Genomic DNA, 11,555 nt, shown 5'->3' on the forward strand with positions numbered 1-11,555 from the left:
TTTGCATCTATCAAATCAAAAACATATGCAGACATTACCAACTCAAGAAACTCAACCTTTACCAAAATCCTATACTCGTGAAGATTGGCAAGGAGGATATGAATCTCTCACCGAAGAACTTGATTATTGGATTGATGATATAGAAGGAGAAATTCCTCCAGAATTACAAGGAACATTATTTAGAAATGGGCCTGGTTTATTAGATATCAACGGACAACGCCTACATCATCCTTTTGATGGTGATGGCATGATTAGCCGGATTACTTTTATTAATAGCCGCGCCCATTTTCGCAACCGCTTTGTTCAAACTCCTGGCTATTTAGAAGAAAAGAAAGCAGGTAAAATCCTTTATCGTGGTGTTTTTGGTACACAAAAATCCGGAGGTTGGTTAGCTAATATCTTCGATTTTAAAATTAAACATATTGCCAATACTAATATTATTTATTGGGGTGATAAGCTTTTAGCATTGTGGGAAGCAGCAGAACCTTATCGACTTAATCCCCAAAGTTTAGAAACATTAGGTAATGAATATTTTAATGGGGTTTTATCTACAGGTGAAGCCTTTAGCGCTCATCCTCGAATTGACCCCAGTTGCACCCAAGATAACGGCGCACCTTGCTTAGTAAATTTTGCTATTAAGCCAGGATTAACTACGACAATCACCATTTTTGAATTAAACCCAGACGGTAAAATCATCAGAAAAAAAACTCATAGTGTTCCGGGTTTCTGCTTCATTCATGATTTTGTCATTACCCCTAATTACTGTATCTTTTTTCAAAATCCTGTTAATTTCAATCCCATACCTTTTGCTTTAGGAATATCCAGTGCAGGACAATGTATTAAGTTACTAAAAAATCAACCAACTCGGATTATCGTTATTCCCCGTAACCCGGAAGCAGAAGCAAAAGGTGTAAAGATCCTCGAAACTCAAGCTGGTTTTATTTTCCACCATGTCAATGCTTTTGAGGTAGAAAATGAAATTATCATTGATTCTATCTGTTATGAATCTTTAACAGAAGTTGAACCTGAAAGCGATTATCGGCAAACAGATTTTGATGCTAATTCACCGGGACAACTTTGGCGTTTTCATCTCAATCTACAAGAGAATAAAGTAGAAACTCAGTTAATAGATAGTCGTTGTTGTGAGTTTCCCACTATCCACCCGAATCATGTCAGCAGACAATATCGTTATTTATACTGTGGTGCGGCTCATGCAGAAACTGGAAATGCACCTTTACAAGGGATTTTAAAGCTTGATTTAGAGTCACAACAAAGACAAATATGGAGTTTTGCACCTCGCGGTTTTGTAGGTGAACCGATTTTTGTCCCTCGTCCAAATGCTCAACAAGAAGATGATGGTTGGGTAATCGCTTTAGTTTATGATGCAGAATATCATCGTTCAGATGTGGTGATTTTAGATGCTCAAGATTTCCAAAAAGGTGTAATTGCAAAACTGCATCTTAAACATCATATTCCCTATGGGTTGCATGGAAGTTTTACAAATCAAATTTTTCTTTTAGAGAACGCCAAAAAATAAATTACCCAAAATCTTAAACGGAGATTAGCTAATATATCACAATATATAGCCGTCCTAAATTAGTTGTAAACAACAAGATCCCCGACTTCTGAGAGAAGTCGGGGATCTGAATCTTTTAGCGTTCACAAATCATTTAGGATTACTATAGCAATCCTAAATGATTTATGAACGCTTTCTTTTCCCTATTCCCTATTCCCTATTCCCTGCCCCCACCAATCAGTTCTCAACTCAAATAGGATCGCTATATATAATTATTACATTAGTGTTATGGCTTCTAAATACAGCCCCGATATAGTGTTTAAACTTGTATGTTCGTCAAATTACGTAATCATATACATAATATAACTTACACCCATTTCTGTGAAATAGTTATATAGATTAATCTGACGTGACTTGTGTGTAAGTCCTAGATAAGCTGTTATGCATTTGAGTCTACCCTTCATTTCATCCCCGCGTTAATAAAACTGTAACAAAAACTACAAAATTGATATTTTCTGGAAAAAAGAGGGTAAGCTAATCATATAAATCCGGTTCATAAAGATACCGTGATTAGGAGTAAATAGTATGGTTACAACGTCTCGCCCAGTATGGGAAAATCAATCTCCAGCGCATATTTGCCCGTTTGACCAAGCTTGTAGTTATTTAGAATGGGCTGCAAAAGAATTAAAACTAGATGGTGGTATAGTAGAAATACTTAGTCATCCCCGGAAAGTTGTGACAGTTTCCATTCCAGTAAAAATGGATAATGGGGAAGTGCGAGTTCTCGCTGGACATCGAGTACAGCATTCTGATATTTTAGGCCCATATAAAGGTGGAATTCGCTACCATCCGGCTGTAACACTGCGGGAAGTTTCAGCTTTAGCAATGTTAATGACTTGGAAATGTGCGTTGTTGGGTATTCCCTACGGTGGTGCCAAGGGTGGAATTCCCATAGATCCTAAACAGTACAGCGTGGGGGAATTAGAACGCATTAGCCGCCGTTATATTAGTGAGTTAATTAAAGATATTGGTCCTTCGGTAGATATACCCGCACCAGATATGGGTACTTCTGCCCGTGAAATGGCCTGGATGATGGATACTTATTCTGTTAATGTTGGTCATTCTGTACCAGGTGTGGTGACTGGTAAGCCGCTTTCTGTTGGTGGTTCTCTCGGAAGGGAAATGGCTACGGGCAGAGGTGTAATGATTATTGTCCGTGAAGCCCTGGCAGACCAAGGTAAATCCCTTGAAGGTGTGCGAGTTGCAATTCAGGGTTTCGGTAATGTGGGCGGCGCTGCGGCCGAATTATTACACAATGCAGGAGCAAAAATTATCGCTGTTTCCAGTGGTGCTGGAGGTGTATTTTCGGAAGTTGGTCTTGATATTCCGGCTTTGAAAGCCTACGCTGCTGTAAACCACAGAAGTGTTGTCGGTTTCCCCCAAGCTACACCAATTAGTAATGCAGATTTACTGACTTTAGCTTGTGATGTCTTGATTCCCGCAGCCTTGGAAAATCAAATTACTGAGGAAAATGTCCATCAGATACAAGCGCAGTTTATTGCTGAAGCTGCGAATGGCCCTGTGACATTGGAAGCAAATCAAGTTCTAGAAACGCGTGGTGTGAAGGTGTTACCGGATATTTTAGCCAATGCTGGTGGTGTAGTGGTGAGTTATCTAGAATGGGTACAGGGTCTTTCTTACTTGTTCTGGGATGAAGAACGAGTGAACCGGGAAATGGAACATTTGATGGTACAGGCTTACCGCAAGGTAATTGAACAGTCAAAAGCACGGCGGGTTAATCTGCGGTTAGCTGCTTATACTCTGGGTGTGGGTAGAGTCGCCCAGGCTTTGACTGATAGAGGTTTGTATCCTTAGTTATACAGTGGGGGGTAAAGCAAAATTTCCCCTCCTCTCTTGAGGGGAGAAGATTAAGGGGTGGGGTAGAACGGCTGTGGGACAAAGATTTGAGCTTAAGGTAATATTGTGTCCGGTTAAAAACTTATAATTAGGAACCCACGCTTTTACGGGTTTAGCTTCTCAGATAAGCATAGCACGGGATAGGTGACAAGGAATTGCGATTCGCACGCGCACGCATAAAAATTATCCAAATTCTGGATAAATGTAAAAATTTATGGATGCAGTTTGCAGAAGCAATAGAAAATTAAAGAAGGCGGAAGGCAGCTATGCTGGAGGCAAGAGGTAATATCCTGTTTGTTTAAAGACTTATAGTTAGGACTGACGCTCTTACGCGGAGAGTTTTTAAAATAAGTAATTAAACGACCATGATATAGTACATTGTTCTCCGCGTCGCTCCAACTCCTCATTCCCCCTGTCACCTATTACGAGCCATGATGCAAAAATCTCTTCAACCAAGCAGCGACCGAGCTTATGATATCTTGCAAACAGAGAGAATTAATCCTTTAGATGCAATCTTTGTACCCAAAACTGTAGCTGTAATTGGTGCTACTGAAAAACCAGGAAGCGTAGGCAGAACTTTACTTTGGAACTTAATTACTAATCCTTTTGGAGGAACCGTTTTTCCGATTAATCCTCACCGTCATAGTGTATTAGGAATTAAAGCCTATCCCACTATTTTTGATGTTCCCGAAAAGATAGATTTAGTAGTAATTGCCACACCAGCAGCCACTGTCCCTAAAATTATATCTGATTGTGTAGATATTGGTGTCAAAGGAGCAATTATTATTTCCGCTGGTTTTAAAGAAGCCGGAGAAACAGGTATAGCTTTAGAACAAGAAATCCTCCAACAAGCATACCGAGGAAAAATTAGAATTATCGGTCCTAATTGTTTAGGAGTAATGAGTCCCCGCACAGGTTTAAATGCTACCTTTGCTAGTAAAATTGCCCGTCCGGGAAATGTCGGTTTTATTAGCCAAAGTGGAGCTTTATGTACATCAATTCTGGACTGGAGTTTACAAGAAAACGTAGGTTTTAGTGCCTTCGTTTCTATCGGTTCCATGTTAGATATAAATTGGGGTGATTTGATTTATTATCTTGGTGATGATCCCCATACCAAAAGTATTGTCATTTATATGGAATCTATCGGAGATGCGCGTTCTTTCCTCTCCGCAGCACGAGAAGTAGCATTAACAAAACCGATAATTGTGATTAAAGCCGGTCGTACTGAAGCCGCAGCAAAAGCCGCAGCCTCACACACAGGTGCATTAGCAGGAAGTGATGCTGTATTAGATGCAGCTTTTCGGCGTTGTGGGGTATTACGAGTCAATAGTATTTCTGATTTATTTGATATGTCGGAAGTATTAGCAAAACAACCTCGTCCTAAAGGTTCACGGTTGACGATTTTAACTAATGCTGGTGGGCCAGGAGTATTAGCAACAGATACATTAATTGAAAGTGGGGGAGAACTTGCAGCTATTTCTCCGGAAATAATCACTTCTCTCAATGAAATTTTACCCCCACAATGGAGTCACAATAATCCTATTGATATTTTAGGAGATGCAGATCCGCAACGTTATACAAAAGCCTTAGAAATTGCTGCAAAAGATCCTAATAGTGATGGTTTGTTGGTGATTTTAACACCCCAATCGATGACAGATCCTACCCAAACAGCAGAACAATTAAAACCCTACGCGCAAATGTCTGGTAAACCAATTTTAGCAAGTTGGATGGGTGGTGCTGATGTGGCTGCTGGGGAACAAATTCTTAACAGTCAAGGTATTCCCACTTATGCTTATCCTGATACAGCAGCGCGGGTATTTAGTTATATGTGGAAGTCGAGTTATAACCTGCGCGGTATTTATGAAACTCCGGTTTTACCTGCATTAAATGGTGATGCTAATACTCGCAATTATGCCATAGTCGAAAATATTATTCAAGCCGCAAGAACAGCAGGAAGAACAATTCTCACGGAATTTGAATCTAAGCAAGTTTTAGCCGCTTATGGTATTCCTGTGGTTGCAGGTTGCATTGCTCAAACTGTAGATAAAGCGGTTGAATGTGCAGAAAATCTGGGTTATCCGGTTGTTTTAAAACTTTATTCTCACACAATTACCCACAAAACTGATGTGGGTGGTGTCCAGTTAAATCTGCAAAATGCCGAAGCTGTAAAACGTGCTTATCAAACTATTGAAACATCGGTAAATGAGAAAGCCAAAGCTGAAGATTTTCTCGGTGTAACTGTACAGCCAATGGTGAAAACCGACGGTTATGAATTGATTATCGGCAGTAGTTTAGATGCCCAATTTGGACCAGTGTTATTATTTGGTGCTGGGGGACAATTGGTAGAAGTTTTTCAAGATAGTTCTATTGCTCTTCCTCCCCTCAATACTACCCTAGCACGGCGGATGATGGAACAAACCAAGATTTACAAAGCCTTGCAAGGAGTCAGAGGACGTAAAAGTATTGACATCGCTGCTCTTGAACAACTAATGGTAGAATTTAGTCAATTAGTTGTGGAGCAACCTTGGATTAAAGAAATTGATATTAATCCATTGTTAGCTGTTCCTCCTACCCCTGCAAATCCTGGGGGATTAATAGCATTAGATGCCAGAATAGTTCTCCATTCTGCTGATGTTGAAAAACATCAATTACCAAAATTAGCAATTCGTCCCTATCCTAGTCAATATATTAGTGATTGGAAATTGGAAAATGGCACACCAATTACTATTCGTCCCATTCGTCCTGAAGACGAACCATTAATGGTACAATTTCACAAAACCCTATCGGAAGAAAGCGTTTATTTCCGATATTTCCACCTGATGAAATTGAGTCAACGCATCACCCATGAACGACTGACGCGGATATGTTTTATTGACTATGACAGAGAAATGGCTTTAGTCGCAGAATACCAAAATCCCAAAACAGAAAACAGGGAAATCTTAGCAGTAGGAAGATTGAGTAAATCACATGGTAGTGATGCGGCAGAATTTGCTATGCTGGTGAGCGATCGCTTTCAGTGTCAAGGTTTAGGGACAGAATTAGTCCGCAGATTACTAGAAGTTGGTAAAAACGAGAAAATCTGCTGTATCTATGCTGATATTTTGGCTGATAATTTAGGTATGCAGCGAGTATGTGAAAAACTCGGTTTCCGAATCGAACCTACAACAGATGCCACAGTATTAAGGGCGGAAATTGAACTTAGGAACAAATGACTATGGTATCGGCTCAATTACACTCAAAACGGCTATAAATTTGACTTTTTGAGTATACAAAAACCCAGTTTTAAGCCTCTCCCGTATTAAAAGTTTCTCCTCTTCCCTCCCTTGTAGGGGAGGGTTAGGGAGGGGTGGGGGGAGAGGTTTACCAGAGGGGTTCCATATTTGGTTAAACTGTGAACCATTTGCAGTATAGCAACTAAAGAAATCCAAGAAATGCGGGAATTAATGCAAGATTATGCCCCCGCACAAGCAGCAATGGATAAATTGATCATCCATAATGGCAATATAGATTAAATTATTCACCAAAAATTATTTCCTCACAACTTCCTCAAATTGTTGCTCTAAGTTGATAGTTATTCTACGTTCAGAGGGAACTCTTAACAGAAAAAACTCATGTTGAAAAACATGAGATTGAAATAATCACCGGAGGCGGAGCGGCTCCGCACTGTTTTTTCGTGCTACGCATCTTTTAAAAACATCTTTTTTTTGACTGAGCTTTAAACTTAGAAATAAAGTTTCTTATCTGTTAAGAGTTCCCTCTTCCCTTTGCTTGTAACACATTAGCCATGATTGAAAATGTGCCGCTCATGAATATTGTTAGGAAGATTAATCAGGAATTAGCAATCAGTGGGCAAATTAGCCAATATCAGTTAAACCAAATTGTTGAAGAGGGTTACAAATCAGTCCTTAATTTGTGTTTTGCTGATGAAGAATGTTGGTGGGAAGATGAACAGGAAAATACTGAATTGCTAGGATTGTCTTATGTGAATGTACCTATAAAACTTGAAAATCTCAATCATCAAGCTGCACTCCAGGTATTTCAAACTATTAGTGAATGCCCTAAACCAATGCTGATACATTGTGATATTTCTATCCGTTCGGCAGGTATAGTATTGTTATATATAGCTACTAAACAAGGAATTGATTTTGAACAAGCATGGCAACAAACTAGCAAATTATGTTTACTAAAAAAATAATTTATTAATTCGCTAACCCTGGTAACTTAATTTTTTAATCATTGTTTATTTACAATAATTAGGGTTTGCTGAAAAAGGTGCTTTGATAATTGTAGAGACGTTTCGCCGGAACGTCTCTACTGCCTCTTTGATTCCGGTCAGTACTAGTTTGTGCTAAAAATCTGAGATGAGGCCACACAATGAGGGCTATTTATAGAAGATGTGATATTATTTGCTGAGATTTTCTGTGAATTGGTGATTGATGTTGTCTCAAATGGGCTGTTTTCTTTCATTAAACGACTGTAAGTACGCTGGGGAATATAATGAAGTGGATTGTACCCAATAAAACGTAAAATCAGCACACAAGCCCAGGAATATTTACCATCAGCAATTGTTTCAATGATCTGATTTAATTCTTCAGGAGTAATCGCAGTCTGAAAATTTGTCTGAGAAGAGGAAATTTGGTAGTTCATAACTAACCCTGATGTTTTGTGTATCAATGGAGGTTTAGCGTTGCATATGTGCGGGATATTGTTATCTGTTACAGATGTCCAAAACCCCAAAAAACCGAGTCATAAAGATTTAGCGATCGCTTGTCATGATCTCAAGAATTATCAGTGATTTTAGCGTATAAACTGATCGTGATCCTAGCAATTACTGACAAAAAAGCATCCTTACTCCCATCACCTAACTTTAGTTATGGGATTTTACTCAAAACTTTGCACCACTTACACTTACCCATTTCTCCTGACCTTGACGCAAATTCTAGACCTATGCCCTGGCTTTAGCGTCCAAGTCAATCTTGTGATTAGAAAATAGGGAACACAGACACCCATATGATATGCAGAATACTATTTTTTTTGGATGTATTTAGCCAAGTTGGCAAATTTTATCCAAAATAATTATAGTTGACAAGAGTCTACAAAACTGCTGTACATAGTCATGGGATAGGAAAGGACTCCTATTTGATTTTTGTGTATTCATGGGGCGTAAGTTCAACGCCAGCTAGAGCCACAGAGAACTGCACTCTGCGCTGAAACCCACATTTCCCTTAGTTCTATATCTGAGGAATGACACGCGGTTTCCTCCCTAAGCTAGATGCGATAAATATTACAAGTTCTCTATCATTTAAACAGAAAATGCACCTCACAAAACCCATCATCTAGAACTACAGTTTTTGAGGAGAGAAAAAATGAGGCTGTGATCTAGCTATAATATAGGAATTCGCTATGTATGAATTAGTGAAAACTGTTTTAAATAGTGAAGAAAAAACTGCACTTCAGCAGTTTATATTCACTTTAACTACTACGGAGAAATCTTACTTTCTGAGAAATGAAATTTTGCAAGCTTTTGCCAATTACTGTCATCAAACCGAAAAGCCTGCTTATTTTTATCACTCTTCGTCTATCGGCACACTCCTACATTACACCCATGAAATAATTCTCGACCATGAAAGTACTTGGTTTGTAGTCAGACCCAGGATAGCAAGCCAAGAAGTGTGGCGACTAACCGCAGATGGTAGTGGGTTTGATCTCATGACACCCAAAGCAATATTAGATGTGCGCGATCGCTTAGTCAACCGCTACCAACCCGACATCTTAGCAATCGACCTCCACCCCTTTTACCAAAAATCCCCCAGTATCAGCGACCCCAGAAACATTGGTCAAGGTCTAGCCTTCCTCAATCATTACCTATGCAATCAAGTTGTCAATAGTCCTGAATATTGGCTAGAGCTTTTGTTTCAAGCATTACAAAGATTGCAATATAATGGCATACGGCTACTAATCGGTCTACGCATTCACTCAGGAATCGAATTAGCCAAACAAATTAAACCAGCCATTACCTTTTTGAGTGAAAGACCCCCTGACGAACCCTACGCAGAATTTCGCTCTCACCTCCAAGAACTCGGTTTAGAAGCAGGCTGGGGTAACAATGCAGGGCGAATTCGAGAAACTCTAGAACTGCTACAAAGACTTATCGACACCCCCCAACCCTCAATCCTAGAAGCCTTTGTAGCGCGTATCCCCGCCGTTTTTCGGGTCGTCCTCATTTCCATACATGGCTGGGTAGCTCAAGAAGATGTTTTAGGAAGAGATGAAACGTTAGGTCAAGTTATTTATGTTCTCGAACAAGCACGCAGTTTAGAAAACAAACTGCGAGAGGAAATCAAACTTGCAGGTCTGGACATATTAGGTATTAAACCTCATGTAATTATTCTTACTCGCCTCATTCCCAATTGCGAAGAGACATTTTGCGACTTGCGTTTAGAAAAAGTTCACAATACAGAAAACGCCTGGATTTTGCGGATTCCCTTTGGGGAATTTAATCCAGAAGTTACTAATAACTGGATTTCTAAATTTGAAATTTGGCCTTATCTAGAAACATTCGCCCACGATGCCGAAAAAGAACTATTAGCCCAATTTAAAGGTAAACCTAATCTAATTATCGGCAACTACAGTGATGGTAACTTAGTCGCCTTTCTCCTCTCTCGCCGACTGAAAGTCACTCAATGCAACATTGCTCATTCTCTAGAAAAACCCAAATATTTGTTTAGTAACTTATATTGGCAGGACTTAGAAGAACAATATCATTTCTCTGCCCAATTCACAGCCGATTTAATCAGCATGAATTCAGCGGATTTTATTATCGCTTCATCCTATCAAGAAATTCTCGGTACACCAGACAGCATGGGGCAGTACGAATCTTACAATTGTTTTACCATGCCCCAGTTATATCATGTAATTAATGGGATTGATTTATTTAGTCCTAAATTCAACATGGTAGCACCGGGAGTAAGTGAAACTTTCTTTTTTCCATACAGCCAAACAGAAAAACGAAATTCACTCCTGCGCCAAGATATTGAAGACCTACTTTTTAGACGTGAGGATGACAACATTATTGGTCACTTAGATGACCTAAAAAAAATACCAGTCTTTGCGGTTACTCCAGTTACATCAATTAAAAACCTCACTGGTTTAGCTGAATGTTTTGGTCAAAGTCAGGAATTACAAGCACGCTGTAACCTCATTTTGTTAACTAGCAAAGTACATCCTGATCAATCAACTAACTCAGAAGACGCAAGAGAAATAGAAAAACTCCATGATATTATTAATCAATATAATATCCAAGGTAAAATTCGTTGGATAGGAATGCGCTTTCCTAGCCGGAACATAGGTGAAGCTTACCGCATAATTGCCGATCATCAAGGTATTTATGTCCACTTTGCCCTTTATGAATCTTTCGGGCGCAGTATTTTAGAAGCGATGATTTCTGGCTTACCAACCTTTGCAACTAAATTTGGTGGAGCATTAGAAATTATTGATAATCAGGACGGAAAATTTCATCTTAACCCAACGGATTTAGCAGGAACAGCGAAAACAATTTTAGACTTTATAGAGCAATGTGATAAATCCCCTGAATATTGGCAGACAACTTCCCAATGGATGATCGAAAGAATTCGCCATAAATACAACTGGAATTTACACACCGAAAAATTGCTCTTACTGGCGAAAATGTTTAGTTTCTGGAATTTTGTAGCTCCAGAAGATCACGAAGCCAGAGATCGATATATGGAAACTTTATTCCATCTCATCTATAAACCCAGAGCCGAAAAAATTCTGGCTCAACATATGGAGCGCCATGCTCTGATTGAACATTAACAAATTAAGTAGAGTAACGTAAATAATTAAAAGTTCGTAGTCAGGGCTTTAGCCCGAATTTCAGGTTTAAAGCCCTCACTAACATGAGAATTTATCCCAACTTAAAAATGATTGTATAGCAAACGCCAAGGTAGTTAGGATATCAATAGATGATAAAACTTAGACACAAACAGACTTTCAACTCTGTCAAGATTCACCTGCTATAAAAATTGGATAGCACAAAGCCATTAGCTATCTATATTTCACAATCTAAAATCCAAAATGGTATGAGAATTTAATTATCCCAAAT

6 protein-coding genes are annotated in these 11,555 nt (G+C 39.1%); 5 read left to right on the forward strand and 1 reads right to left on the reverse strand.

Annotation, left to right across the window (positions count from 1 at the left end; genetic code table 11):
* Nucleotides 1–25: 25 nt before the first annotated feature.
* The 4 genes from A9Y75_RS12735 (at nt 26) to A9Y75_RS12750 (ending at nt 7,628) form a co-directional block, all read left to right on the forward strand.
* A complete protein-coding gene (locus tag A9Y75_RS12735) occupies nt 26–1,537 on the forward strand; it encodes a carotenoid oxygenase family protein (RefSeq protein ID WP_071189927.1) in 1,512 nt (503 codons plus the stop codon).
* A gap of 564 nt (nt 1,538–2,101) precedes the next feature.
* Nucleotides 2,102–3,391: a Glu/Leu/Phe/Val dehydrogenase gene (locus A9Y75_RS12740; protein WP_071189928.1), complete on the forward strand. Its 1,290-nt coding sequence runs from the start codon at nt 2,102–2,104 to the stop codon at nt 3,389–3,391.
* Between the two features lie 476 nt (nt 3,392–3,867).
* The gene (locus A9Y75_RS12745; protein ID WP_071190138.1) at nt 3,868–6,645 is read left to right on the forward strand and encodes a bifunctional acetate--CoA ligase family protein/GNAT family N-acetyltransferase; all 2,778 of its coding nucleotides are present in this window, start codon (nt 3,868–3,870) and stop codon (nt 6,643–6,645) included.
* A 593-nt stretch (nt 6,646–7,238) separates the two neighbouring features.
* Nucleotides 7,239–7,628, forward strand: a complete 390-nt coding sequence (locus A9Y75_RS12750; RefSeq protein ID WP_071190139.1) for a sulfur transferase domain-containing protein — start codon at nt 7,239–7,241, stop codon at nt 7,626–7,628.
* Between the two features lie 143 nt (nt 7,629–7,771).
* Here the strand turns inward: A9Y75_RS12750 and A9Y75_RS12755 are convergent, their stop codons facing one another.
* Nucleotides 7,772–8,080: a HetP family heterocyst commitment protein gene (locus A9Y75_RS12755; protein ID WP_071189929.1), complete on the reverse strand. Its 309-nt coding sequence runs from the start codon at nt 8,078–8,080 to the stop codon at nt 7,772–7,774.
* A gap of 756 nt (nt 8,081–8,836) precedes the next feature.
* On the opposite strand from A9Y75_RS12755, the gene A9Y75_RS12760 reads away from it, so the two are divergent.
* Nucleotides 8,837–11,266: a sucrose synthase gene (locus A9Y75_RS12760; protein ID WP_071189930.1), complete on the forward strand. Its 2,430-nt coding sequence runs from the start codon at nt 8,837–8,839 to the stop codon at nt 11,264–11,266.
* Nucleotides 11,267–11,555: the final 289 nt, after the last annotated feature.

Origin of the sequence: Trichormus sp. NMC-1, assembly GCF_001858025.1 — a bacterium.
GTDB lineage: Bacteria > Cyanobacteriota > Cyanobacteriia > Cyanobacteriales > Nostocaceae > Anabaena.

Excerpts from the sequence above, each read along its gene's own strand:
- A9Y75_RS12735 (WP_071189927.1), top strand. The coding sequence starts at position 26 with ATGCAGACATTACCAACTCAAGAAACTCAACCTTTACCAAAATCCTAT.
- A9Y75_RS12740 (WP_071189928.1), top strand. The coding sequence starts at position 2,102 with ATGGTTACAACGTCTCGCCCAGTATGGGAAAATCAATCTCCAGCGCAT.
- A9Y75_RS12745 (WP_071190138.1), top strand. The coding sequence starts at position 3,868 with ATGCAAAAATCTCTTCAACCAAGCAGCGACCGAGCTTATGATATCTTG.
- A9Y75_RS12750 (WP_071190139.1), top strand. The coding sequence starts at position 7,239 with ATGAATATTGTTAGGAAGATTAATCAGGAATTAGCAATCAGTGGGCAA.
- A9Y75_RS12755 (WP_071189929.1), bottom strand. The coding sequence starts at position 8,080 with ATGAACTACCAAATTTCCTCTTCTCAGACAAATTTTCAGACTGCGATT.
- A9Y75_RS12760 (WP_071189930.1), top strand. The coding sequence starts at position 8,837 with ATGTATGAATTAGTGAAAACTGTTTTAAATAGTGAAGAAAAAACTGCA.